This window comes from Frateuria sp., assembly GCF_035695185.1.
In the GTDB taxonomy this organism is placed as follows: Bacteria; Pseudomonadota; Gammaproteobacteria; order Xanthomonadales; family Rhodanobacteraceae; genus Frateuria_A.
The window spans coordinates 1-24,600 of the sequence record NZ_DASSES010000017.1 but is presented as its reverse complement, the minus strand read 5'-3'; the positions used below and the strand labels follow the sequence as shown (position 1 = coordinate 24,600).

General features: G+C 70.3%; 24 protein-coding genes and 1 tRNA gene. 14 read left to right on the top strand and 11 right to left on the bottom strand.

All coding sequences use genetic code 11. The features are described from left to right. Positions 1–118: 118 nt before the first annotated feature. Positions 119–1,243, top strand: a complete 1,125-nt coding sequence (locus VFH59_RS01175) for an NAD(P) transhydrogenase subunit alpha (protein ID WP_325163054.1) — start codon at positions 119–121, stop codon at positions 1,241–1,243. Between the two features lie 56 nt (positions 1,244–1,299). Here the strand turns inward: VFH59_RS01175 and VFH59_RS01170 are convergent, their stop codons facing one another. The 3 genes from VFH59_RS01170 to VFH59_RS01160 are packed head-to-tail and all read right to left on the bottom strand — an operon-like array spanning position 1,300 to position 2,840. Next, positions 1,300–1,839 carry a DUF3106 domain-containing protein gene (locus VFH59_RS01170; RefSeq protein ID WP_325163053.1) on the bottom strand — a complete coding sequence of 180 codons (540 nt, stop codon included), beginning with the start codon at positions 1,837–1,839 and terminating at the stop codon, positions 1,300–1,302. 3 nt (positions 1,840–1,842) lie between these two features. Further along, positions 1,843–2,259: a hypothetical protein gene (locus VFH59_RS01165; RefSeq protein WP_325163052.1), complete on the bottom strand. Its 417-nt coding sequence runs from the start codon at positions 2,257–2,259 to the stop codon at positions 1,843–1,845. After that, positions 2,256–2,840, bottom strand: coding sequence for an RNA polymerase sigma factor (locus VFH59_RS01160; RefSeq protein WP_325163091.1), 585 nt, complete (start codon positions 2,838–2,840; stop codon positions 2,256–2,258). Before VFH59_RS01160 ends, VFH59_RS01165 begins: the two co-directional genes overlap by 4 nt. 144 nt (positions 2,841–2,984) lie before the next feature. Between VFH59_RS01160 and VFH59_RS01155 the strand changes: the two genes are divergently transcribed. Beyond that, complete coding sequence (locus VFH59_RS01155) at positions 2,985–3,287, top strand: NAD(P) transhydrogenase subunit alpha (RefSeq protein ID WP_325163051.1); 303 nt, start codon at positions 2,985–2,987, stop codon at positions 3,285–3,287. Then, positions 3,287–4,714 carry an NAD(P)(+) transhydrogenase (Re/Si-specific) subunit beta gene (locus tag VFH59_RS01150; RefSeq protein WP_325163050.1) on the top strand — a complete coding sequence of 476 codons (1,428 nt, stop codon included), beginning with the start codon at positions 3,287–3,289 and terminating at the stop codon, positions 4,712–4,714. Before VFH59_RS01155 ends, VFH59_RS01150 begins: the two co-directional genes overlap by 1 nt. 32 nt (positions 4,715–4,746) lie before the next feature. Here VFH59_RS01150 and VFH59_RS01145 read toward each other — a convergent pair whose 3' ends face one another. Next, positions 4,747–5,169, bottom strand: coding sequence for a hypothetical protein (locus VFH59_RS01145; RefSeq protein ID WP_325163049.1), 423 nt, complete (start codon positions 5,167–5,169; stop codon positions 4,747–4,749). Between the two features lie 235 nt (positions 5,170–5,404). Between VFH59_RS01145 and sufT the strand changes: the two genes are divergently transcribed. Then, positions 5,405–5,962: a putative Fe-S cluster assembly protein SufT gene (sufT, locus tag VFH59_RS01140; RefSeq protein WP_325163048.1), complete on the top strand. Its 558-nt coding sequence runs from the start codon at positions 5,405–5,407 to the stop codon at positions 5,960–5,962. A gap of 443 nt (positions 5,963–6,405) precedes the next feature. Next, positions 6,406–8,550 carry a M4 family metallopeptidase gene (locus tag VFH59_RS01135; RefSeq protein ID WP_325163047.1) on the top strand — a complete coding sequence of 715 codons (2,145 nt, stop codon included), beginning with the start codon at positions 6,406–6,408 and terminating at the stop codon, positions 8,548–8,550. A gap of 118 nt (positions 8,551–8,668) precedes the next feature. Here VFH59_RS01135 and VFH59_RS01130 read toward each other — a convergent pair whose 3' ends face one another. The 4 genes from VFH59_RS01130 to wrbA all read right to left on the bottom strand — a co-directional run bounded on the left by VFH59_RS01130 (position 8,669) and on the right by wrbA (position 12,021). Then, on the bottom strand, positions 8,669–9,154 hold the full coding sequence (locus VFH59_RS01130; RefSeq protein WP_325163046.1) for an asparaginase domain-containing protein: 486 nt from the start codon (positions 9,152–9,154) through the stop codon (positions 8,669–8,671). Positions 9,155–9,253: 99 nt separating this feature from the next. Further along, positions 9,254–10,888 carry an acyl-CoA dehydrogenase family protein gene (locus VFH59_RS01125; RefSeq protein ID WP_325163045.1) on the bottom strand — a complete coding sequence of 545 codons (1,635 nt, stop codon included), beginning with the start codon at positions 10,886–10,888 and terminating at the stop codon, positions 9,254–9,256. A 192-nt stretch (positions 10,889–11,080) separates the two neighbouring features. Beyond that, entirely contained in the window at positions 11,081–11,425 is a 345-nt protein-coding gene (locus tag VFH59_RS01120) for a DUF2069 domain-containing protein (RefSeq protein WP_325163044.1), read from the bottom strand. Beyond that, positions 11,422–12,021 carry an NAD(P)H:quinone oxidoreductase gene (wrbA, locus tag VFH59_RS01115; RefSeq protein WP_325163043.1) on the bottom strand — a complete coding sequence of 200 codons (600 nt, stop codon included), beginning with the start codon at positions 12,019–12,021 and terminating at the stop codon, positions 11,422–11,424. Before wrbA ends, VFH59_RS01120 begins: the two co-directional genes overlap by 4 nt. Before the next feature lie 74 nt (positions 12,022–12,095). Here wrbA and VFH59_RS01110 point away from each other — a divergent pair, with 74 nt between their 5' ends. The 3 genes from VFH59_RS01110 to VFH59_RS01100 are packed head-to-tail and all read left to right on the top strand — an operon-like array spanning position 12,096 to position 14,096. After that, the gene (locus VFH59_RS01110) at positions 12,096–13,364 is read left to right on the top strand and encodes a YihY family inner membrane protein (protein ID WP_325163042.1); all 1,269 of its coding nucleotides are present in this window, start codon (positions 12,096–12,098) and stop codon (positions 13,362–13,364) included. Further along, positions 13,361–13,828, top strand: coding sequence for a TlpA disulfide reductase family protein (locus VFH59_RS01105; protein ID WP_325163041.1), 468 nt, complete (start codon positions 13,361–13,363; stop codon positions 13,826–13,828). Before VFH59_RS01110 ends, VFH59_RS01105 begins: the two co-directional genes overlap by 4 nt. Before the next feature lies 1 nt (position 13,829). Continuing rightward, entirely contained in the window at positions 13,830–14,096 is a 267-nt protein-coding gene (locus VFH59_RS01100; RefSeq protein ID WP_325163040.1) for an acylphosphatase, read from the top strand. A 10-nt stretch (positions 14,097–14,106) separates the two neighbouring features. Here VFH59_RS01100 and VFH59_RS01095 read toward each other — a convergent pair whose 3' ends face one another. From VFH59_RS01095 to hemA, 3 genes are all read right to left on the bottom strand, one after another. Continuing rightward, complete coding sequence (locus VFH59_RS01095; RefSeq protein ID WP_325163039.1) at positions 14,107–16,215, bottom strand: tetratricopeptide repeat protein; 2,109 nt, start codon at positions 16,213–16,215, stop codon at positions 14,107–14,109. A gap of 118 nt (positions 16,216–16,333) precedes the next feature. Continuing rightward, positions 16,334–17,410: a peptide chain release factor 1 gene (gene prfA / locus VFH59_RS01090; RefSeq protein WP_325163038.1), complete on the bottom strand. Its 1,077-nt coding sequence runs from the start codon at positions 17,408–17,410 to the stop codon at positions 16,334–16,336. A gap of 81 nt (positions 17,411–17,491) precedes the next feature. Then, the gene (hemA, locus tag VFH59_RS01085; protein WP_325163037.1) at positions 17,492–18,763 is read right to left on the bottom strand and encodes a glutamyl-tRNA reductase; all 1,272 of its coding nucleotides are present in this window, start codon (positions 18,761–18,763) and stop codon (positions 17,492–17,494) included. Between the two features lie 96 nt (positions 18,764–18,859). Between hemA and VFH59_RS01080 the strand changes: the two genes are divergently transcribed. From VFH59_RS01080 to VFH59_RS01055, 6 genes are all read left to right on the top strand, one after another. After that, entirely contained in the window at positions 18,860–20,608 is a 1,749-nt protein-coding gene (locus VFH59_RS01080; protein WP_325163036.1) for a tetratricopeptide repeat protein, read from the top strand. Next, positions 20,605–21,234 carry a lipoprotein insertase outer membrane protein LolB gene (gene lolB, locus VFH59_RS01075; RefSeq protein WP_325163035.1) on the top strand — a complete coding sequence of 210 codons (630 nt, stop codon included), beginning with the start codon at positions 20,605–20,607 and terminating at the stop codon, positions 21,232–21,234. The genes VFH59_RS01080 and lolB overlap by 4 nt, the downstream gene beginning before the upstream one ends. Positions 21,235–21,238: 4 nt before the next feature. Beyond that, positions 21,239–22,645 carry a 4-(cytidine 5'-diphospho)-2-C-methyl-D-erythritol kinase gene (ispE, locus tag VFH59_RS01070; protein WP_325163034.1) on the top strand — a complete coding sequence of 469 codons (1,407 nt, stop codon included), beginning with the start codon at positions 21,239–21,241 and terminating at the stop codon, positions 22,643–22,645. Positions 22,646–22,687: 42 nt separating this feature from the next. Beyond that, positions 22,688–22,764: transfer RNA gene (locus VFH59_RS01065), tRNA-Gln, on the top strand. A 47-nt stretch (positions 22,765–22,811) separates the two neighbouring features. After that, on the top strand, positions 22,812–23,750 hold the full coding sequence (locus VFH59_RS01060; RefSeq protein WP_325163090.1) for a ribose-phosphate diphosphokinase: 939 nt from the start codon (positions 22,812–22,814) through the stop codon (positions 23,748–23,750). A 144-nt stretch (positions 23,751–23,894) separates the two neighbouring features. Next, positions 23,895–24,542: a 50S ribosomal protein L25/general stress protein Ctc gene (locus VFH59_RS01055; RefSeq protein ID WP_325163033.1), complete on the top strand. Its 648-nt coding sequence runs from the start codon at positions 23,895–23,897 to the stop codon at positions 24,540–24,542. Positions 24,543–24,600: the final 58 nt, after the last annotated feature.

The window sequence follows — 24,600 nt, the reverse complement described above, 5'->3', positions numbered from 1 at the left end:
CCTGTGGCGCTGCCGGTGGGCCAGTCTACTGCGATGGGCGCGGCGCAGGTCAAGCCGGACCGGTGCTTGCGGCCCCGGCCGTTGGGCTAGGATGTGGCGTCACGTCCGGGGGAACCGTATGGCGATCACGGTGGGAGCGTTGCGCGAAGTGGCGGCCGGCGAGCGGCGGGTGGCGGTCACGCCGGAGGTGGCGCGCAAGCTGCAGGGCAGGGGGATGCAGGTACTGCTGGAGCGTGGTGCCGGTGCCGCGGCGGGTTTTCCCGACGCTGCCTACGCCGGCGTGGAGTTCGCCGAGGCCTCCGCGGTGCTTGCGCGGGCCGACCTGCTCGCCTGCGTGCTGCCACCGGCGGACGCGGCCCTGGAACAGATGCGCGAAGGGGCGATCGTGGTCGGGCAGTTGCGTCCGCACGACGCGGCCACGCGCACCCTGGCCCTGGGCAGGCGACGGCTCAGCGCCTTCGCGCTGGAGCTGTTGCCGCGCACCACCCGTGCGCAGGCGATGGACGTGCTGAGCTCCCAGGCGGCGGTGGCCGGCTACCGCGCCATGCTGATCGCCGCCGAGGCCTGCCCGAAATTCTTCCCCATGCTGACCACCGCGGCCGGCACCATCCGGCCTTCACGCGTGCTGGTCATCGGCGCGGGCGTCGCCGGCCTGCAGGCGATCGCCACCGCGCGCCGCCTCGGCGCGCAGACCGAAGGCTACGACGTGCGGCCGGAGACACGCGAGCAGGTGGAGTCGTTGGGCGCGAAGTTCCTCGACCTGGGTGTCAGCGCGGCCGGCAGCGGCGGCTACGCGCGCGAGCTGTCCGAGGACGAGCGGCGCGCGCAGCAGCAGGCGCTGGCGGACCATCTCAAAGCGCTGGACGTGGTCGTCAGCACCGCGGCGGTGCCCGGTCGCCCGGCGCCGAAGATCCTCGGCAAGGCGATGGTCGAGGGCATGAAGCCCGGCGCGCTGATCGTGGACCTGGCCGCCGAGAGCGGTGGCAACTGCGAGCTGACCCGGCCGGGCGAGCGGGTGGAGCATGCGGGCGTCACCATCCTGGGGCCGCTGAACCTGCCTGCCGGAGCACCGCTGCATGCCTCGGAGATGTACGCGCGCAACGTGTTCAACTTCGTCGAGCTGTTGCTGCGCGACGGCGCACTGGCGCCCGATTTCGGGGACGAGCTGGTTGCCCGGACCTGCCTGACGCAGGACGGCAGGCCCTGCGCCCAGGGCGACGGCAATCACGCCCACCGGCCCTGACGGACGCCGCGAGGCGGGTTTCAGCTCGGCTCGCCTGGCTTGCCGGCAGCGGGCAGTCAGTGGCCCGGCGGGTGCGGGGGCCGCGGAGGTGCCGGCGGCGGAGGCAGTGGCGGCCCCGGCGGGTGGTCGAGCCCCCGCAGGCGCTGCTCGATCGTCTGCGAACGCCATTGCCGCAGCAGCCGCTCGCGCTGGTCCGGCGGCATGTGCTGGAAGCGCTCGTAGGCCTCGTGCAGGCGCTCGCGCTGTTCCGGCGGCAGGCGGTGGAACTTGTGCATGTTCGCCCTGGCGCGCTCGCGTTCCTCGGGGGTCATGGTCTGCCAGCGCGCGATACGCTGGCGGATCTCCTCGCGCCGGTCCGGCGGCAGGGTGACCCAGTGTTCGGCGCGCCTGAGCATGTGGGCCTGCTTGCGCGGCGGCATGGCGTCCCAGTGCCCGCGCAACGGGGCAAGCACTTCCTGCTGGGCCGGGTCCAGGCTTTGCCAGGGGCGCGGCGCCGGCGCTGCGGAGGCGGCACCGGGCGGTGGCGCGTCCTGGGCATGCAGCGGCGCCAGGCCGGCCAGGGCGAACAGCAGCGGGAGCAATGCGAGGCGGGTCATGGGTCAGCGGCGTACCTTCACGCGGTCGTTGGCGGCCAGCCAACCGTAGAAATCCAGGTTCTGGTAGAGCTGCGGATCGGCGCTGTCGGCGTCCGGCGGCAGGTCGGTATCGGCGTCGGCCGCGGTGGCCGCCGGCAGTGCGCGTGCAGGCGCGTGGTCCGCGTTGCGCTGCGGCTGCCAGATCATCAGCGTGGCCAGCGCGAGCACGGCGAACGCGCCGGCCGGCAACAGCAGGCGCGGAGCCAGCCGGGCGGGCATCGGTCGCGTGGCGTCCAGCGCCTGGCGGCGCGCGGCACGCAGGCGCCCGGCGGTGGCCGGATCGAGCTGCCGGCTGGCGTCCAGGTACAGCGCGCGGGCGCGCCGGGCCAGCTTGCCGGGATCGTGCCTGTCAGGACGGCACTTATCGGGATCGGGCGTCATTGCCAGTCCTCCAGTTGGTCGCGCAGGTGATGCATGGCGCGCGACAGATGGGTTTTCACGCTGCCTTCGGAGCAGCCCATGGCCTGGGCGGTCTGCGCCACGTCCAGGCCTTCGAGCATGCGCAGCAGGAATGCTTCGCGCTGGCGCCGCGGCAGGCGCTGCACCGCGGCGGACAGGTCGGCCCAGGACTGGCTGTCATGCAGCCGCTGCAGCGGGCCGGGCCCGTTGTCGGGTGGCTCCCAGGCGGGCAGGTCCTCGCCGTCTTCATCCCTGCCGCCGAGCCAGCCGACCACGATCGAGCGCACCTTGCGGCGGCGCTGCAGGTCGACGATGCGGCGGCGCAGGATGCCCCAGAACAGTGGCGTCCATTCCTGCGCGGGCTTGTCGCGGTAGTGCTTGACCAGCCGCAGCATGGCGTCCTGCACGGCGTCGAGCGCGTCCTCGCGATGCCCCAGTTGCAGTTCGGCCAGCCGGAAGGCGCGGCGTTCCACGTTGGCCAGGAAGGCGTCGAGCGTTGCCGGCACGGCGCGCGCGTCCGCCGCCAGCAGGTCGCTGTCGAGGGTGCCTGCAAAGCTGTTCATGGCATCGAGATCGGCGTCATCGGCGCGCTCGCCCGGTTGCGGTTCGGTCGGATGCTTCAACGCGGAAGACTCGCACGGGTTGACGCGCGACCGTATGATGCGGCAGCAACCGCTCGAAGGGGCGCGCGGACAGGGGAAGGGGTCATGCTCGACGGTTTCCTGGCGCTGTATGTCTTCATGCTTGCGGCGTTCACCGGCTACGAGATCATCGCGCGGGTGCCGGTGATCCTGCATACGCCGCTGATGTCCGGTTCGAACTTCATTCACGGGATCGTGCTGGTCGGCGCCATGATTGCGCTGGGCCACGCGCAGACGCCACTGGAAATGGGCATCGGTTTCGTCGGCGTGCTGTTGGGCGCCGGCAACGCGGCCGGCGGCTACGTGGTGACCGAGCGGATGCTGGAGATGTTCAAGTCCAGCCGCCCGGGCGGCCGGGAGACGCACTGATGGCCTGGCTGCCCGGGGTCATCAAGGCCTGTTACTTCCTCGCCGCGCTGTTGTTCATCCTGGGACTCAAGCGCATGAGTTCGCCGCGCACCGCGCGCGGCGGCATCGTGTGGGCCGGTGTCGGCATGGCCCTGGCCGTGGCTGCGACGTTCGCGCTGCCCGGACTGGCCAACCGCGGCCTGATCCTGGCGGCGTTGCTGCTGGGCACCGTGGCGGCGTGGTGGTCGGGTCGGCGCGTCGCGATGACCGCCATGCCGCAGATGGTCGCGCTGTACAACGGCATGGGCGGCGGCGCCGCGGCGGCGATCGGCGCGGTGGAACTGGTGGCCTTCTCGGGCGCGGCGGTCACCCTGCTCGATGGTGGCCGGTTCACCGCCGACGGCCGGGCGCCGGGCAGCGCGCAGCTGGCGCTGGCGGCGCTGGGCGCGCTGATCGGCGCGGTGAGCTTTTCCGGCTCGCTGGTCGCCTTCGCCAAATTGCAGGGCTGGCTGGACCGGCGCTTCGTGTTTCCCGGACAGCGCGCGCTGAATCTGCTGGTGCTGGTGCTCGGTCTCGGGCTCGGGGCCATGCTGGTCGCCGGCATGCTGGCGCCGCCGTTGGTCGCGGGCTTCTTCGCGCTCGCGTTGCTGTTCGGGTTGATGATGACCCTGCCGATCGGTGGCGCGGACATGCCGGTGGTGATCTCGCTGTACAACGCATTCACCGGCCTGGCGGTGGCCTTGGAGGGCTTCGTGCTGGGCAACGAGGCGATGATCATCGCCGGCACCGTGGTCGGCGCCGCCGGCACGCTGCTGACCCAGCTGATGGCCAGGGCGATGAACCGCTCGCTGGGCAACGTGTTGTTCGGCAATTTCGGCGCCGCCACCGGCGCCGCGCAGGCGATCGGCGGCGCGCAGAAGCCGATCGAGGCGAGCGACGCGGCCGTGATGATGGCCTATGCCGAGCGCGTGGTGATCGTGCCCGGCTACGGCATGGCGGTGGCGCAGGCGCAGCACAAGGTGTGGGAGTTCGCGCGGCAGCTGATCGCGCGCGGGGTCAAGGTGAAATTCGCCATCCACCCGGTGGCCGGGCGCATGCCAGGGCACATGAACGTGCTGCTGGCCGAGGCGGGCGTGCCCTATGACCTCATCGCCGACATGGAAGAGATCAACGCCGAATTTCCCAGCACCGACGTGGCGCTGGTGATCGGCGCCAACGACGTGGTCAATCCGCTCGCCAAAACCGACCCGGCGTCGCCGATCTACGGCATGCCGATCCTGGACGTGGCCGCCGCGAAGAACGTCATTGTGGTCAAGCGCGGCCGGGGTACCGGTTTTGCGGGGATCGAGAACGCGCTGTTCTACGCCGACAACGCGCGCATGCTCTACGGCGACGGCCAGGCGGTGGCGGCCGAACTGGTGTCCGCCCTCAAGGCGCTGGACAGCTAGCCTGCGGCGAAGCGTCCGTACGGGCAGGCGGTTCAGGCTCCCGGCGTTCGCCGGCGGTTGGCGACCCAGGCGGCCAGCAACGCCCCGGCCAGCGTGAAGACGACATCGGTGGGGCGCACGGCCAGCTGCGCCAGCGCAAGCAGCATGGCCAGGCCCGCCGCGCGCAGCGCGTCGAGCAGGCCGATACCCATGGAACCGGCGATGCGCGCGGCAGCGGTGAGCAGCTCCACGTAGACCGCGGCCAGCACGGTCGCGCCGGCGGCGAGGGCGGCGGCCACCCGCCCGGCCGGACGCACCCAGCTGCGCACGGCCAGCGCCAGCAGGGCACCGACCACCAGTGCCAGCGCAGGCAACGGGCGTTGCAGCGCCATGGTCGGAAGCATCCACACCGCACCGGCGGCAAGGCCGAGCATGGCCGCGCTGAAGGCGGCGAACAACAGCGGGATCAGGCGCACTGGCGTTGCCCGGGCGGCGAGGTGTCGAAAGGCATGCAATTCCCGTGGGATCGCGGAGCAAACGCCCATGATAACCCGCGCTGAGGCCCACACTGCGAAGTGCGCCCGTCGGTCTTACTTGAGAAACGGCGCGCGGGCCTGATCTTGGTCAGCGGGACTGGCCGCCGGCGCGGCATAATAGGGCGCTTCCCCGCCGCGTCCCGGCGGCTTTCGACGAGTGATCGGCAGGATAGGCATGAGTGGCTTCAGTCTGAGCAGCGAACCCTTCACCCTGGAGCGTGACTGCATCGCGGTGATGGTGCCCCAGGGGGAGAGCGTGACGCTTCCTGCCGGACAGATCGGCTACATCACGCAGGCCCTCGGGGGCAGCTTCACCGTCTACGTGGAAGGCAACCTGTTCCGCATCGCCGGGAACGACGCCGACGCGCTCGGCAAGGAGCCTCCCCCGCCGATCGAGCTGGCTGCCGACGCCAGCGACAATGACGTCGAGCAACTGGTCTGGCAGCAGCTGCGCACCGTGTTCGATCCGGAGATTCCGATCAACGTGGTGGAGCTGGGCCTGGTCTACGACGTCTCGATCGAAGCGGGCGAGAACGGCACGCGCAAGGTCTACGTGAAGATGACGCTGACCGCCCCCGGTTGCGGCATGGGCGACATCCTGGTCGACGACGTGCGCACCAAGCTCGAACTGATTCCCACGGTCGGCGAAGCCGACGTCGACCTCGTCTTCGACCCGCCGTGGAACCACTCGATGATGTCCGACGCCGCCAAACTCGAGACCGGCATGCTCTGACGCGAGCGAAACCTTCACGATCATGAAAAGCCCGGCTGGCCCGGGCTTTTCGCGTTTTCGGGCGCCGTGCGGGAACCGGCCGCGATGCGCGCCGTGACGCGGTTTTCGCGCGCTCCTAACACCGATCGTCACAGTTCGATGGCCTAGGAAAAATTCACTCTTGACCCCCTTGCAAGCGGGCTCTTAATGTCGACGAATCCGTTGGCGGGGAGGTTGACGGATGGTCCTGCAGTGGCGCCAGGGGGTTAGCGGCGCCGCCTCGCATGATGAGCCCGCGTACTGCCCTCTCATGGAAGAAAGGGGGAGAAGCAGCGCGCATCGGGATGCAGCCAGGACCGTTGGCAAACAGTGGCGCCGTGCCCGGCACGGCCAATTCGCATGGGGTCCGAAGCGACCGCATCAGGGTCGCTCGTCCCGAATTTCTCTCTTATGGAGTACCTCACATGCCAAGCAATATCCGTCTGAAACTCCTGGTCGCCGCCATCGGCATGGCCTGCGCCTCGACCGCGATGGCGGCGAACGGCGAACACGTGAACGTGCAGAACCTCGGTGCGGTGCCGGCCGGCAGCCTCGCGGCCCGCCTGAACCTCGGCGCGAACATGTCGCTGTCCGCGCGCAGCACCGCGCACCTGCCCAACGGCAGGCAGGTCGTGCGCCAGCAGCAGATGTACCGCGGCGTGCCGGTGTACGGCCGCAGCGTCGCGGTGGTGCAGGACGCGCACGGCAACGTGCTGCGCGCCTCCGGCGACGTGCTCAAGCTTCCGGCCAATCTTGCGGCGCCGCTCTCGGTGACGCCCAAGCTCAGTGCCGACCAGGCGATCGCAAAGTTGCAGGCGCACGCGCACACCACGCTGCAGGGCGGCACCGCGATCAGCAACAGGAAGGCCGACCTGTTCGTCTATCCGCAGGAGAACGGCTCGCCGCGCCTGGTCTACCGCACCTCCTACTTCGTCAGCGGCAACCACCCGAGCCGCCCGACCGCCATCGTCGACGCCCATACCGGCGAAGTGATCAAGAGCTGGGAGGGCCTGACCGACGCCACCGCCAACGGCCCCGGCGGCAACCAGAAGACCGGCGAGTATTACTACGGCACCGACTACGCCGCGCTGCAGGTCACCCAGTCGGGCAGCACCTGCTACCTGCAGAACACGAACGTGGTGACCTACAACCTCAACCACGCGACGAGCGGCGGCACGCTGGTGAGCTTCACCTGCCCGACCAGCAACACCGACCCGATCAACGGCGCCTACTCGCCGGTCAACGACGCGCACCATTTCGGCGGTGTCGTGCACGACATGTACGTCGCCTACACCGGCGCGCCGCCGCTGAACATGCAGCTGCGCATGAACGTGCACTACAGCAGCAACTACGAGAACGCGTTCTGGAACGGCTCGTCGATGAACTTCGGCGACGGCGCCAGCACGTTCTATCCGCTGGTGTCGCTGGACGTGACCAGCCACGAGATCAGCCACGGCTACACCGAGCAGAACTCGGGCCTGGAATACAGCGGCCAGTCCGGCGGCATGAACGAGTCCTACTCGGACATCGCCGGCGAAGCGGCCGAGTTCTATGACCGCGGCGCCGCGGACTTCCTGGTCGGTGCGGACATCATGAAGAGCGGCACCGCGCTGCGCTTCATGTGCAACCCGCCCCAGGACGGCGGGTCCATCGACAATGCGGCCGACTACTACAACGGCCTGGACGTGCACTACTCCTCGGGCGTCTACAACAAGGCGTTCTGCCTGCTGGCCAAGACCAGCGGCTGGGACGTGAAGAAGGCCTTCCAGGTGTTCCAGCTGGCGAACAAGTCGTACTGGACCGCCACCACCGATTATAACAACGGTGCCTGTGGCGTGGAGTCGGCGGCCACCGACTTGGGCTACACCAAGAATGACGTCATCACCGCCTTCAACGGCGTGGGCGTGACCTGCCCGGGTGGTGGCGGCGGCGGTGGTGGTGGCACCACCGCGCTGAGCAACGGCGTGCCGGTCAGCGGCGTGTCCGGGGCCTCGGGTGCCGACAACAACTTCAGCATCCAGGTGCCGGCCGGCGCTAGCAACCTGGTGATGTCGATCTCCGGCGGCAGCGGCGACGCCGACCTGTACACCAAGTTCGGCTCGATGCCGACCACCAGCAGCTACGATTGCCGTCCGTACCTGACCGGCAACAACGAGAGCTGCACGGTCTCGGCGCCGCAGGCGGGCACCTACTACATCAAGGTGCACGGCTATTCGTCCTACTCGAGCGTCACCGTGAAGGCGTCCTACTCCACGGGCGGCGGTGGCGGCGGTGGCACCACTTCGGTGAATCTTCCGACCGTGAGCACCGGCAACTGGTCGGCCACCTACACCGAGACGGTGCAGGCCGGTCACACGGCGAAGTTCGCGATCTCCGGTGGCACCGGTGACGCCGACCTGTATGTGCGGGCCGGCTCTGCGCCGACCACCAGTGCCTACAGCTGCCGTCCGTACCTGACCGGAAACAACGAGAGCTGCACCTTCACACCCTCGACGACCACCACCTATTACATCAAGGTGCGTGCGTACCAGACGTTCTCCGGCGTCACGCTGACCGAAACGCTGAACTGACGTGACGGTCGGCCCCTGGACCGTGCCCGTCAGTGGCGCGGTCTGGCGGAAACAAGAACCCCGGCTTTGGCCGGGGTTCTTGTTTTCCTGAAGGCGGTCCGTTTCGGCGTCCTCGGTTTCAGTTTTCCTCGAACCGGTTCTCGGCGCGGTTCTTGCGAACCTTGGCCGGATCCCACACGCGGCCGTTCATGGTGATGTAGACGCCCTCGGGCAGGGTCTGCACCGCCGCCACCGCGCAGCCGATGTTGAACACCGCGTCGGAGCCCTGGAAGCGGGCCGGGTTGAGCGCGCCGGTGAGCACGATGACCTTGCCGGGGATGGAGGCGAGCTCGCGCGCGGTCTCGACCATCGTGTCGGTGCCGTGCGTGACCAGCACGTGCCGGTGCGGCTGTGCCTCGATGGTCGAGCGGATCAGCGCGCGGTCCTCGTCGCTCATGTGCAGGCTGTCCTTGCGCAGGATCGGGATCACGTCGAACGCGAACGCCACGCCGAGCTGGCCCAGGATTTCGCCGATCTGCGGCGCGCCGATCTTGTAGTCCGACTTGTCGTCGAAATAGATCTTGTCGATGGTGCCGCCGGTGGTGACGATGGTCAGGTGCTGCATGGCTTCGATGCCGGCTGGGGGAGAAGCGCAAGTTTAATGGGTCATAGCGCAGCTTGTGTGGGCTGCCGCCCGCACGGCCGGCCGAACCGGTCGCTCGGGTCAGAGCAACAACCGGGTGTCGGCCGGGTCCGCCGCCGCCAGTCGATCCAGCCCATGCGCCACGAAGCGCCGCAGTGCGGCGCCGGGGCGCATGTCGCCGCGCTCGCGGGCAAAGGTGGACTGGCGCGCCAGCAGTGCCGCCGCGGCGCAGCGCGCCAGCGTGATGGCCAGGCCACGGGCCGAGGCCTCCAGTTGCTCGCGCTGGTTGCCCGGTGCCTGGGCCTGGCGCTGCACCGTGTCGAACGCCGCCTGGATCGGGGCCACCATCTCCGGTTCGTGGCTGCCGGCCACCCACTCGCCGATCGCCGTGCGCAGCGCATCCAGGCCCTCGCCCAGCGCTCGCAGGCTGTCCAGCGCCAGCACGTTGGTCGTGCCTTCCCATATCGCATAGACCTGGGCGTCGCGCAGCAGCTGCGGCAGGCCGGTGTCCTCGATGTAGCCGGCGCCGCCGAAGCATTCGAGCGCCTCGGAGCACAGTGCCACCGCCGCCTTGCCGGTCCACAGCTTGGCCAGCGGCGTGAGCAGGCGCAGCAGCGCCGCTTCGTGTGGCGCGGCCCGGCCCTGTTCGACGCATCCCAGCAACTGCACCACTTCGAAGGCCAGCGCGAAGGCGCCCTCGAACTCCGCGCGCATGTCGGCCAGGGTCTGCGCGTGCAGTGGCTGCTCGATCAGCGTGCGACCGAAGCACTCGCGCCGCGCCGCGTAGTCGCAGGCCAGCGCCAGTGCACGCGCCATGCTCGCCACGGCGCATACCGCGTTCCAGGTGCGGGTGACGTTGAGCATCGGCGCGACCTGGCGCACACCATGGGCCAGCCCGCCCAGCGGCCAGGCGGGCAGGCCTTCGAGATGGATCTCGGCGGTGGGCAGCTCGCGGGTGCCGAGCTTGTCCTTCAGGCGGTCGATGGACAGTTCCGGCCTGCGCATTCCGCCGGCCATGGTCTCGACATAGAACAGGGCCAACGCCGCGGCACCGTCGCCGCCCCCCTCCGGGCGCGCCAGCGCAAGCGCGGCCTCGCCGACCACGGCCGAGCTGAACCACTTGCGCCCGTGCAGGCGCCACTGGCCGTCCTGGCCCTGGCGGGCCACCGTGCCGGTGCGCCCGACATCGGAACCGCCCGCCGTCTCGGTCATCCACTGGCCGCTCAACCAGAAGGTGGCCGGATCGCGGCTGAGGAAATGCGGCAGCGCACGGTCGATCAGCACCTGGTTGCCGGATGCCTTCAGCGCGGCGATGGCGCCGTCGGTCATGGCCAGCGGGCAGGTATAGAACTCGCTGGCGAGGTGGTAGAGGTACACGCGGGCGAACTGCTCCAGCCGCGCGTGCTCGTGCGGCGCGTGGCCGGCGGCGAGGATGGCGTGGCGGGTGGTCAGGTCCGGCCCCTCCTGCCAGGCCGCCGTGAGCTCGATGCGGTCCACCCGCCGGCCCCAGGCGTCCCAGCGCGTCAGCACCGGCGTCCGGGGCGTGCTGCGGCGGGCCCGCTCCCAGGCGAACCGGGCGTAGTCGCCCAGCGCATCCAGGTCGGCATCGAGGGCGGGACGGCGCTCGGCCGGAATCACCCGGTCGAGCAAGGCCAGCAGCGTGCGGTCGTTGCGGTAGGGGTGGACCAGCTGCGGCGCGGTCTGCAGGAAATCCATGGCACGGTCCCGTTGCAGGATACGCGCGAGTATAGGTGCCGGGTCGTGGATGGAGTGCGGGGCTCCTGCTTGGGCGCTACGCCAGGTGCGGCTAAGCGCAGCAGCGGCCTCTCGACTGCGCCGGTGTCGACCCGCAAGCGGAGTCAGCGCCCGGTTCCACTCCTCCTGAGTCCCTGCCGGAAAGGAGCGGGCTCAGGGTTTGCGCCGCTTCACGCCGGCCCCGAGTGCCACGATCAGCAGCAGCGTCAGCCCGAGCTCGGCCAGCGCCAGCCACTTCTCGGTCGGCGCGCTCCACGCTTCGGCCACGCCATGGCAGAAATAGAACAGGCTGAGGATGCCCACCCACAGCAGCGCCCGGCGCAGGTCCGGCAGGGCGGTGAAGGGCAGCAGCAACGGCACCACGGTGACCGCCAGCACCAGCCAGACGGGCAGGTGTTCCGGGCGGGCGAGCCAGCCGTGCCAGAGCACCTGCAGCGCGATCAAGGCGAACCAGGCGGCGCGGCCGACCCGATAGGGCAGGGTGACCGGCGCGCTCATGCCTGTGCGGCCAGCTTGCGTGCGGCCTCGGCCAGGCGCCGGCCCAGGGCACGGGCAAGCTCCCGCTCGTGCTCGCTGATCGCGTTGTCGCCACTGGCCCCGGCAACGTGGCTGGCGCCATAGGGCGTGCCGCCGCTGCCGGTGGCGGTCAGCGCCGGCTCGGTGTACGGAATGCCCACGAGCAGCATGCCGTGATGCAACAGCGGCAAGGCCATCGTCAGCAATGTGGACTCCTGTCCACCATGCATCGTGCTGGTGGAGGTGAACACCGCCGCCGGCTTGCCGGCCAGCGTGCCGCTCGCCCACTCGGCACCGGTGCTGTCGAGGAAATGCTTCAGCGGTGCGGCCATGTTGCCGAAGCGGGTGGGGCTGCCCAGCGCCAGGCCGGCGCATTCGGCCAGGTCCTGGCGGCTGGCGTAGGGTGCGCCCTCGTCGGGAACCGGCGGCTGCGCCGTCTCGGTGACCGGCGCCACCGGCGGCACCTGGCGCAGGCGCGCCTGGAGGCCGGCTTCCTCCACGCCGCGCGCGATCAGTCGCGCCAGCTGGGCGGTGTGGCCGCTGCGGCTGTAGTACAGGACCAGGATGGTGTGGTTCATGGGCGTTCGTCTGGTTGGGCGTTCGCGGGCGATCGGGTAGTGTAGCGGCCGCCTTCCGCTTGATGGTGCCGCTCATGGCCTGGCGTTTCGACCGCGACCGCGCGCTCAGCTTCAGCCGCTTCATCTGGCAGCGGTTCATCGACGACAAGTGCTTCGAGACCGCCGGCGCGCTCTCCTACACCACGCTGGTCTCGCTGGTGCCGCTGATGGTGGCGGTGCTGGCCATGCTGTCGGTGTTCCCGGTGTTCCAGAGCGCGCGCGACGTGCTGCTCGACTTCGTGTTCCAGAACTTCCTGCCCTCGACCGTGGCGAAGGTGCAGAACACGCTGCAGACCTTCGCCGCCAACGCCAGCCAGCTGACCGGCCTGAGCATCCTGGTGATGCTGTTCAGTGCACTGTCGATGATGATCAGCATCGAGGACCGGCTCAACCGCATCTTCCGCGTGCACCAGCCCCGCAGCTGGGGGTCGCGCCTGCTGCTGTACTGGGCCGCGCTGACGCTGGGACCGATCCTGGCCGTCGGCGGTATCGCGGTGACTTCGTACGTGACGGCGATGCCCTTGCTGGCCGGCGCCTATGCGCAGTTGGGGCTGGGTCAGCGCCTGCTTGGCGTGCTGCCCTTCGTGGTCACCTTCGTCACCCTGTGGCTGATGTACGCGGGCGTGCCCAACTGCAAGGTGCGCCGCAGCGATGCGGCGATCGGGGCACTGATCGGCGCGGTGCTGTTCGAGGTGGCGCGCTGGGGCTTCACGCTGTTCGTCAGCAATGCGCAGACCTACCAGCAGATCTACGGCGTGCTGGCGACCATCCCGATCTTTTTGCTGTGGATCTACCTCTCGTGGGTGATCGCGATCCTGGGCGCCTCGGTAGCCGCCTCGCTGTCGGCCTACGAGTACCACGCGCCGGCCGAGACGCTGCCCGAGGGCGCCGAATTCCTCGGCCTGATGGTGGTGCTGCGCCACTTCGTCGAGGCGCAGCGGCAGGGCTGCAGCGTGGATCCGGCGACCGTGCGGCTGCAGGAACCCTACCTGCGCAGCGCCAGCATCGCCGCCTATTTCGAGGACCTGCAGCGCGCCGACCTCATCCAGCGCGGCGAGGCGGGTGGCTGGCTGCTCAGCCGCAGCCTCGACAGTACCGACCTGCTGCGGGTGTATCGTCATACCAGTTACCGCCTGCCGCTGCGTCCGACCGAGGAGTCGCGGGCCCTCGGCATCAACCTGCCGCGCGCACTGATCGAACTGCTGGCCGAAGTAGCGCGCATGCTCGATGAGACCCTGGGCACGCGGCTGGATCGCACCTTCCCTGCCTCGCCCCCGCCCGAACCGGAGAACCCCATCCCATGAAGCTCGCCCTGTTCACCCTCGCCGCCTGTCTGTTCGCCGCCACGGTTCCCGTGCAGGCGGCCATGCCCGCGCAGCCGGCGCTCAAGGTGACCACGCTGGAGGGCCAGCCATACGACCTCGCCGCGCAGCGCGGACACTGGGTGATCGTCAACTTCTGGGCCACCTGGTGCGGGCCGTGCGTCAAGGAGATGCCGGACATCTCGCGGTTCGTGCGGACACACGCCAATGTGCGCGCGATCGGCCTGGCGTACGAGGACAGCGACAAGGCCGACATCGAGGCCTTCCTGGCCAAGCATCCGGTCAGCTACCCGATCGCCCAGGTCACGCTGGACGACCTGCCGAAGGATTTCGACGAGCCGCGCGGCCTGCCGATCACTTACCTGATCGCGCCCGACGGCCACGTGGCCAAGCGGTTCGTCGGCCCGGTGACGGGCCAGGCGCTCGGCGCGGCCATCGGCCAGTGACATGGCCGCCGCGCGTTATCTGGTCAGCGGTCGGGTGCAGGGCGTGTTCTACCGCGCGAGCACTCGCGGGCAGGCGCAGCAACTGGGCCTGACCGGCCATGCGCGCAACCTGCCGGACGGCCGCGTCGAAGTGGTCGCGCACGGTGAGGCCGATGCGCTCGATGCGCTGGAACGCTGGTTGTGGGAAGGCCCGCCGGCCGCGGCAGTGGAAGGCGTCGAGCGCACGCTGCTGGACGACGCGCCACCGCGGACCTTCACCACGGGCTGACCCGCGGGCGTCAGAAATCCAGGTCGATCGGCGGCCGCCCGATGCGGTGCCGGGTACCGATCGTCTGCACTACCCGGCGGAAGTCGGCGGCGAAACCGGCCACGTCGAACAGGGGCGACTGCGTGCGCAGGTCGGCCAGGTGCCGGCGGATCGCGGTGAGGGCAGCCGGGTCGCTGCCGAGCTGCACGGCCATGGCCACGAAGGCGTCCGGATCCTCGGCGACCAGCTCGGGCAGGTGTGCGTGGTGAAGCAGGCTGCTCCCGATGCGCCCCGCGAAGGTGTCGCCGGCGCAGGTCAGCACCGGGCAGCCGGCCCACAGTGCGTCGGCCGCCTCGGTGCGGGCGCCGCAGGGCAGGGTGTCCAGGCAAAGGTCTGCCACGGCGTGGCGGGCAAGGACATCCGCATGGGACAGGGCCGGCAGGAACACCAGCCTTTCCGGCGCCACGTCCAGTTCGGCCGCGGCGGCGCGCAGCCGCTCGTCGGCTCCGGCCGGCCCGGTCCGCAGCCACAGGACGCTGCCGGGAACCTCGCGCAGGACGAGCATGAAGCGGGCGAAGCTTTCCGGGTTGATCGCGGCCGTTTCGTTGAAGCAGGCGAACACCGTGCCGGTGGCGGGCAGGCCGCATTCGGCGCGCGTGGGCGGCGGGGCCGTGGTGGTGGAGGCTACGGGCAGGAAGCAGCGCGGCAGACGGAGCACCTTCTCGCTGTAGTCCGCGCGGTGCGCCGGCGGCAGTACGACGGTGTCCGCGAGGATGTAGTCGATCCAGGGCGCGCCGGCGGTGCCCGGGTAGGCCAGCCAGTTCACCTGCACCGGCGCGGGCCGCAGGGCCAGGATGTCGACGGTGGTATGGGTGCCGTGCCCGGCCAGGTCGAGCAGCACCTCGATGCCATGTGCGTGGATGTGCTCGGCCACCTGGGGGAGCGGCAGTGCGTCGAGGGCGTGCAAGTGCGCCGCGGCGGCCAGCCGCTTGCGGATCGGGCCACCGTCGTCGGGCGTGGTGGCAAACAGGTGCAGATCCAGTCCGCCGAGCGTCGCCAGCGCCTCGACCAGCCCCACCAAGGCATGGCCGACCGGGTGCTCGCCGAGGCCGTCCGAAAGCAGGCCGACCCGGATGGCCGCATCCGGTGCAGGGCGGGGCGGGGCGAACGCGAGTTTCTGCCGCAGCGCCGCCAGGTGCTGGTCGATCGGGCCGGTGAAATGCTCCATCGCCCGGCGCTGCAGGGCGCGGTCGAAAGGCTCGAGCGGCAGCACGAATGGCGCGATGCCGTGCATGCCGGCGTTGATCCCGTCGCGAAGGCGTGCAGTCAGGGCGGCCTGCTCGCGCCAGTCGGCCAGCCACCGCCGCACGTAGGCGAGGCGGCTCAGGGCTGCGCCGGAGTTGGGCGCCAGCTGCAGCGCGCGGGCGTAGGCACCGGCCGCGTCGGCGAGCTGGCCGGCGTCCTCCAGCATGCGCCCGGCCTGGAATGCGTGGCGCGGCTGGCGTGGCGCCAGCCGCTCGGCTTCCAGCCAGGCCCGGGCGGCCTCCGCGCTGCGGCCCTGGAACTGCAGTACCTGACCCAGCAGGGCGTGCGCGGCATCCATGCGTGGGGCAAGGGCCAGCGCCTCGCGCACGTGCGCCAGCGCCTGCGCGGCGTCCCCCAGCTCAAGTTCCGTCTCGGCCAGATTGAGCCGCAGTCCGGGGTGCTGCGGGGCTGCACCGATTGCGCGGGCGAACGTTTCACGGGCTTCCTCGTGGCGACCGGCGGCCATCAGTGCCACGCCCAGCAACTGTCCCATGACCGGGTGACCGGGGTGGCGCGCCAACGCCGCGTGCAGCCGCTCGATCGCGGCCTCCGGGCGGCCGTCCTCCAGCGCCACGTTGGCCAGGTCGCATTGCACCTCGATGCTGTCCGGAGCCAGCTCCGCGGCGCGGTGCAGGGCGGTCAGGCCATCCTGCCGGTGCCCCAGTTGCAGCAGTGCGATACCGTGCAGCCGTACCAGCTCGCCCGACAGGGGAAAGGCCTGGCGCGCGCTGGAGGCGACAGCGGCGGCATCGCGGCTGGCACCCTGGCGCAGCAGGTGCGCCAGTCGCTGTAGCGTGGCTTCGAGCTCGGCGCGCGCATTCGATGGCCCGCTCATCGCCGGATGGTGCCCCGCGTCGTCATCGGATAACCGCCAGCTGCTGGTACCTGGCGCTGGTGCGAGTCGTGCATCGCGGGTTCCTCTCCGGTTGGCGCGGACTGCGCCAGGCAGGGCGTCATGAGGCCAGGCTCTTGAGCTCGTCGGCCTGGTGTTCGCGCGTGAGCGTGTCGACCAGTTCGTCCAGGTCCCCCGCGAGCACCTCGGGCAGACGGTACAGGGTGAGGTTGACGCGGTGGTCGGTGATCCGGCCCTGCGGGAAGTTGTAGGTGCGAATGCGCTGGCTGCGATCGCCCGAACCCACCTGCAGGCGGCGCTCCTGCGCCTGGGCGGCGGCCTGCTTGCTCTGCGCTTCGTCCAGCAGCCGCGCCTTCAGCAGGGAAAGGGCGCGCGCGCGGTTCTTGTGCTGGCTGCGCTCGTCCTGGCATTCGACCACGATGCCGGTCGGCAGGTGGGTGATGCGGATGGCCGAATCGGTCTTGTTGACGTGCTGGCCGCCGGCGCCCGACGCACGGAAGGTATCGGTCTTCAGGTCGGCCGGGTTGATCTCGATGTCCTCGATCTCGTCCACCTCCGGCAGGATCGCCACGGTCGCGGCCGACGTGTGGATGCGGCCCTGCGATTCGGTCTCCGGCACCCGCTGCACGCGATGCGTGCCCGACTCGAACTTGAGGCGCGAATAGGCGCCCTTGCCCTCGATGCGCGCGACGATCTCCTTGTAGCCGCCATGTTCGCCGGTGCTCTCGCTCAGGACCTCGACGTGCCAGCGGCGCCGCTCGGCGTAGCGTGCATACATGCGGAAGAGGTCGCCGGCGAACAGGGCCGCCTCGTCGCCCCCCGTACCGGCGCGCACCTCGAGGAACAGGTTGGCTTCGTCGCGCGGGTCCTTCGGCAGCAGCAGGATCTGCAATTCGCCGTCGAGCTCGGCCAGGCGCGCCTCGAGCCGCGCGACGTCGTCGGCGGCCATCTCACGCAGTTCCGGGTCGGCCAGCATGGCGCGCGTCTGGGCGAGCTCCCGCTCGGCACCGTCGTGCTCGCGCAGGGCGGCGGCCACCGGCTCGATCTGCGCGTACTCGCGCGACAGTTCGCGGAAGCGGCCGGCGTCGGCGAGCACGTCCGGCTGGGCCAGCAGAAGGCCGATTTCCTCGTGGCGCTCGGCCAGCGACTCGAGTTTGCGGCGGATCGATGGGGTCATGGGCGACTAGGGTGGCACGAGTGGGCAGGGACCGGCATGCGCCGGCTCACGGGGGCGGGATGCGGCAGCCAGCCGCCCTCGCTACTCGTCCCGGGACTCGGCGTCGGACTCGCCGTACAGCCGCCCGGCCGCGTGCAGCAGGTCCAGGTCGCCATTGAGCGCCGCCTCGCGCAGGCGCGCGCTGGGGTGGTGCAGCAGCTTGTTGGTCAGCGTGTTGGCGAGGAAGGCCAGCGCCTCGTCGGGCGACTTGCCGCGGGCAAGCATCGCCTGCGCCTTGAGGAGCACTTCGTCGCGGTAACGTTCGGCGTGCTGGCGCAGGTCGATCGCCGGGTTGCGCAGCGTCAGCGCACGACGCCAGGCCATGTAGCGGTCGACCTGCAGGTCGATGATCGTCTCGGCCTCGCGCGCCGCGGCTTCGCGGGAGCGGCGGTTCTCGTCGATCACCTGCTGCAGGTCGTCGATCGCATAGAGATAGACATCCTCCAGCGAAGCGATCTGGGGATCGATGTCGCGGGGCACCGCGATGTCGACCATGAACATCGGCTTGCGCTTGCGCGCCGCCACCGCCCGTTCGACCATCGGCCGCGTCACCACCGGCTGCCGTGCGGCGGTGGAGGAAATCACGATGTCGGCCTCGGCCAGGTGCTGGGGCAGGTCGGCCAGGGCGATGGCGTACCCGCCGTAGCGGCCGGCAAGCTCCTGTGCGTTTTCCAGCGTGCGGTTGGCCACGATCAGGCGGCTGACCTGCTTGTCCACCAGGTGGCGTGCCGCCAGCTCGATGGTGTCGCCGGCGCCGATCAGCAGCACGCAGGCCTGCTTGAGGTCGGTGAACACCTGTTCGGCCAGTCGCACCGCCGTGAACGCCACCGATACCGTGTGCGCGCCGATCCGCGTATCGGTGCGCACGCGCTTGGCCACGGCGAAGGTGTGCTGCAGCAGGCGGTCCAGTGGCGCGCCCAGTGCCCGCGCCTCGCGCGCGAGCTGGTAGGCGTCCTTGACCTGGCCCAGGATCTGCGGTTCGCCCAGCACCATCGAGTCCAGTCCGGTGGCGACGCGGAACATGTGGCGCACGGCCGCGTCCTCGTCATGCCGGTAGAGGAACTCGTCCAGCTTGCCCGGGGTCAAGCGGTGGTGGCGGTTGAGCCATGCCTGCGGCGCCTGCTCGGCACCCGCGGCCACGCCGACGTACAGCTCGGTGCGGTTGCAGGTGGAAAGGATCAGCGCCTCCTCGACGCCCGGTTCGGCCCGCAGCTCGCGCAGCGCTTCACCCGCGGCGTCCGCGTCGAACGCCACCTGTTCGCGCAGGCTGACCGGCGCGGTGAGGTGATTGAGCCCGAGGGCGATCAGCGGCATGGCGTGGAGTGCGAATTGACGACGGGGTATCCGCGGCGGCGTAGGCTAAGCTTTCGGTACCGGGCGCGATCAGGTACGGGCCGGACGGACGATGGGATGAGGACTAGTGTGCTGAGCGTGAAGGGCAAGTTCAAGCAACTGCGGCATTTTGCAAGCGCGGCCGGTTGTGCGCTGGGCCTGGCCGCGTGCGCCAGCCTGCCCGGTGGCAAGACCCCGGCGCCGGCTCCCCGTCAGCCACTGGACCGGCTGACGGTCGTCACCCCGGATGCCGAACACGACGTGCTGGCGCAACTCCTGGCCGGCGAGATGGCGCTGACCCATAACGACCTCGAGGGCGCTTCGGCCCACTACACCCGGGCGATGGCGCTCTCCCGCGACCCCAAGGTCGCCCAGCGGGCGGTGGAGCTCGCGCTGGCGGTGCACGACAGCGCCGGCGCGCAGCGGGCCATCGACCGCTGGCAGGCGCTCGGCGCCGGCGTGGCGGACCTGGCCCAGGCCCGCGCCGAGCTGGCGCTGTCCACCGGCGACACCGCCAACGCGCGCGCGCAGCTGGAGCGCCTGCTCGGAAGCGGCGACCCGCATGCCTGGCGCCGTTTCGGTCGCGCCCTGCTCGGCGCGCGCGACCCGGCGCAGGCGGGGCAACTGCTCGAGGCCCTGGCCACGCCCGAACGGCTGCCGGCCGACCCGCAGGCCTGGCTGGCGATGAGCGAGCTGGGCGAAAAGCTGGGCCGTTCCCGGTACGCCATGCAGGTGGCCGATGCCGCGGTGGCGCGTTTCCACAGCACCGAGACCTATGCCTGGGCGGCCCAGATGAAGTTCAAGGCCGGCGACAGGCAGGGCGCCAGCGGATTGCTCAGGCAGGCGCTGGGTCGTGCCCCGGGCAACGTGCACCTGCGGCTGACCTATGCCAGCCTGCTCAGCCAGGGTGGCGACTACCAGGCGGCCGCCAGGTTGCTGGACAAGGGCCCGCAGAGTGCCGAGACCTACGCACTGCGCGCCGGATTGGCCGCACAGGCCCACGACGAGAAGGCCATAGCCAGGCTCTACGGTGAACTCAGGCGGGCTCCGGCCGGCGTGCGCGCCGGCAGCGCGTTCCTGCTCGGCCAGCTGGCCGAGATGCAGGACCGCGACGGCGAGGCACTGGGCTGGTACGACCAGGTGGGTGATGACGACCCGCACGCCTTCGATGCCGACCTGCGCAGTGCGGTGATCCTGCACACGCAGGGCAAGGTGGACGACGCCCATGCATTGCTGGAACAGCTGGAAACGGCTTATCTCGACCAGCCCGAGGAATTGCGCCGCGCCTGGCAGGCCGACGCCGAGCTCTACATGCGCGAGGGGCACTTCCTCCAGGCGGCCAAGGCCTATGACCACGCCCTGCAGGTGCTGCCCGACGAGCCTGGCCTGTTGTACGGCCGTGGCCTGGCCTACGCCGAGGCGGGCAGGACCGACCAGGCGGTGGCCGACTTCCACCACCTGCTGAAGATCAAGCCGAACGACGTCGATGCCAGCAATGCGCTGGGCTACACGCTGGCCGACGCCGGCCGCGACCTGCCCGAGGCGAAGCGGCTGATCGAGGTCGCCCGTGCCGCCAAGCCGCACGATCCGGCGATCGCCGACTCCTGGGGCTGGCTGCAGTACCGCCTGGGCCACCTGGACGAGGCCGCGCGCACGTTGCGCCAGGCATGGAGCGAGGCGAAGGACGCCGACGTCGGCGTGCATCTGGGCGAGGTGCTGTGGAAGCTCGGCCAGCGCCAGGATGCCCGGCACGTGTTCGACCAGGTGCGCAAGATCGACCCGCGCAACGCCAGCCTGCGCGACACGCTGCGGCGACTCGAGCCATGAGGCGGCTCCTTTTTCTGGCCGCGGCGGCCGGCCTGCTGCTGGCCGCCTGCGCGCCGGTCCCGGTGCGCAGGCCGGCCGACGAAGCGGCACTTGCCGCGCAGTCGGCCCGCGAACGCCAGTTGGCGGACGTGCGGCAGTGGACGCTGGAAGGCCATCTGGCCGTGTCCGACGGGCACGACGGGGGCAGCGGCAGCCTGCGCTGGATGCAGGATGGCGAGCGTTACGACTTCGAACTGCGCGCGCCGATCACCGGCAAGAGCTTCCGCCTGAGCGGCGGCCCGCAGGGTGCGCTGCTGGAGGGGGTCGAGGGCGGCCCGCTGCGGGGTCCCGACGCCGAGGCCCTGATGCGCAAGGCGCTGGGCTGGGAGGTGCCGCTGGACGACCTGCGCGCCTGGGTGCTGGGCCTGCGTGCAGCCGGTACAAGCGCCGGGCTGCGCTTCGGCGAACACGACCTGCCCTCGCTGCTGAACCAGGACGGCTGGACGGTGGATTACCGCGCCTGGGACCTGGCCCACCAGCCGCCGCTGCCGCAGAAGGTCTTCGCCAGCCGGCCGCCGTACAAGGTCAAGCTGTCGATCGACACCTTCCAGCTCGGCCCGGCGCCCTGCGCCGACTGCGGACGCTGACCCCGTGGCGGTGACCATCGCGCGCGCCTCGGTGGCGCAGGCGTCCGCGTTGTGCGCTATCGAGCGTGCGGCGGTGGAGCTGTTCCGCGGCCATCGCGCGTGGGGTACCTACGCCGCGATGCCGGTCCCGCCCGAGCTGCTCGAGGTCGCGATCGCGCGCGGCCTGGTGTGGGTGGCCCTGGAGGAGGGCGTGCCGGTCGGTTTCGTGTGGCTGCAGGACGGCGCGGGCGAGGGTGCGGTGGAGATCGCCGAGATCGACGTGCTGCCCTCGCGCGGTCGCCGCGGGATCGGTGCCGCCTTGCTCGAGCATGCCTGCACCTGGGCGAGCGAGGCCGGCTACCGGCGCGTGGACCTGGGCACGCTGGGCGACGTGCCATGGAACGCGCCGTTCTATGCCAGGCATGGGTTCACGGTGGTCGACAAGGCCGACCCGGCGCTTGCCCGTGCCCGCGAGCGCGATCGCGAGAACGGGTTTCCCGACGACCTGCGCGTGTTCATGTCGCGGGGCCTTCCCGCGCCTTCGGTCACGGCCTGGAGCGCCTGGCCCGCGCCCGCCAAGCTCAACCTGTTCCTGCGCATCGTCGGCCGTCGTGACGATGGCTACCATGATCTGCAGACCGTGTTCCGGCTGCTCGACTGGGGCGACGAACTGCGCCTGCGGGTGCGCCAGGACGGCGCCATCGTGCGCGTGAACGAGGTGCCTGGCGTGCCGGCCGAAGCTGACCTGGTGGTGCGCGCCGCGCGCCTGCTGCAGGCACACGCCGGCGGGGCGCCGGGCGCGGACATCGCGGTGGACAAGCGCATCCCGATGGGCGGCGGGCTGGGTGGCGGCAGTTCGGATGCCGCGACGGCGCTGGTCGCGCTCAACCACCTGTGGGGTTGTGGCCTCGACGAAGATGCGCTGGCCAGCCTGGCGCACCGCCTCGGCGCCGACGTCCCGGTGTTCGTGCGGGGGCGTTCGGCCTGGGCGGAGGGCGTGGGCGAGCGGCTCACGCCCATCGCGCTGCCCAGGCGCTGGTACGTGGTACTCGACCCGGGCGAACACGTGCCCACCGGGGCCCTGTTTCAAGCGCCTGAATTGACACGAAATGCACCGCCGGCCACAATTTCGTCCTTTGCTTCCGGCGAAACGGCGGAAAACGCGTTCGAGCCGGTCGTGCGCGCGCGACACCCCAGGGTGGCCGCGGCGCTGGACTGGCTCTCGCGGTTCGGCCGCGCCCGGCTTTCCGGCAGCGGAGGGTGCGTGTTCCTGGAGGCCGCCTCGCTCGCTCAGGCGCGGAAGGTGGTGCGGCAGTGTCCTCCGGCGTTCGCGGCGCAGCTGGCCGCGGGGGTGGAGGTCTCGCCCCTGCAGCGAACCCTGGCGCGCCATCGCGACAGGGCCGCGCTGCCAGGGCAGCCGTTGCGGGCATAGCAAACGACAGGTGGTCAGGACGACGGCCTGCAAACGAAACACTGGGGCGTCGCCAAGCTGGTTAAGGCACGGGATTTTGATTCCCGCATGCGCAGGTTCGAATCCTGCCGCCCCAGCCATTCCAAAAATGGCTTACTGAGGAATCCACGTGGATACGTCCACCCCGATGCTCTTCACCGGCAATGCCCACCGCGCCCTGGCCGAGGACGTCGCGCAGCGACTCGGCGTGCCGCTGGGCAAGGCGCTGGTCGGCAAGTTCAGCGACGGCGAGGTGCAGATCGAGATCGAGGAGAACGTCCGCCGCCAGGAAGTGTTCGTACTGCAGCCGACCGGCGCGCCGAGCGCGGAGAACCTGATCGAGATGCTCGCCCTGGTCGACGCCCTCAAGCGCGCCTCGGCCGCCACCGTCACCGCGGTGATGCCGTATTTCGGCTACGCCCGGCAGGATCGCCGCCCGCGCTCGGCGCGCGTGCCGATCACCGCCAAGATGGTGGCCAAGCTGATCGGCACCGCGGGCGTCGATCGCGTGCTCACGGTGGACCTGCACGCCGACCAGATCCAGGGCTTCTTCGATATCCCGGTGGACAACGTCTATGCCTCGCCGCTGCTGCTGGCGGACATCTGGCGAAACCACTCGATGGACGACATCATCGTGGTCAGCCCGGACGTCGGCGGCGTGGTGCGCGCCCGCGCGATCGCCAAGCGGCTGGACGACGCGGACCTGGCGATCATCGACAAGCGTCGCCCGAAGGCCAACGTCGCCACGGTGATGAACATCATCGGCGAGGTCGACGGCAAGACCTGCGTGCTGGTCGACGACATCGTGGACACCGCCGGCACCCTGTGCGCCGCGGCCGCGGCCCTGAAGGAGCGTGGCGCGCGCAAGGTGGTCGCCTACTGCGTGCACCCGGTGCTCTCCGGCGCGGCGATCGGCAACATCGAGAACTCGCAGCTCGACCAGCTGGTGGTCACCAACACCCTGCCGCTGCGCCCCGAGGCGCAGGGCTGCAGCAAGATCCGCCAGCTCTCGGTCGGCGAGCTGCTGGCCGAAACCATTCGCCGCATCGCCTTCGGCGAGTCGGTGAGTTCGCTTTACGTGGACTGAGTTAAGAGTCCGCCCAGGATGGGCGGTTTTTGATCTTCGCTTTTCGCGGCATGGATGCCGCGTGGAGGTAACGGGCTTCCCTGGTCGCGGGGAAGTCACCTGTCCGTCGCGAGGCGGGCAAACACAACCAAGGTAGTAACAGCAATGGCCCAGACTCATGAAATCAAGGCCCAGAGCCGCAACGACGAGGGGAAAGGTGCGAGCCGCCGCCTGCGTCGTGCCGCCATGGTGCCTGCCGTCGTGTACGGCGCGAACCAGCCGCCGCAGAGCATCCAGATCGAGCACAACACCATCCTGCTCGCCGCCAAGAACGAGTGGTTCTTCTCCTCGATCCTCGACCTGAACGTCGACGGCAAGGTGCAGAAGGTGCTGGTGCGCGACTGGCAGAAGCACCCGTTCAAGCAGCAGATGCTGCACATGGACTTCCTGCGCGTGAACGAGAACGAAGCGATCCGCGTGAACGTGCCGCTGCACTTCCTCAACCAGGAGAAGTCCCCGGCCGGCAAGACCTCCGGCGTGGTGATCTCGCACAACCTGACCGAACTGGAAGTGTCCTGCCTGCCGGGCAACCTGCCGGAGTTCATCGAGCTCGACCTGGGCGACCTCAAGCCCGGCGACATCATCCACCTGTCGCAGGTCAAGCTGCCCAAGGGCGTGAGCCTGCCGGCGCTGAACCTGGGCGCGGACCACGACATCGCCGTGGTCACCGCCAATGCGGTGAAGGAAGAAGCCGAGCCGGCCGCCGAAGCCGCCGCGCCGGAAGGCGAAGCCAAGCCCGCCGAGAAGAAGTAAGCCTTTCCGGGCCTCCCGCACGTGCGGGAGGCCCGGCCATCGGCTCAAGGCATGGCTG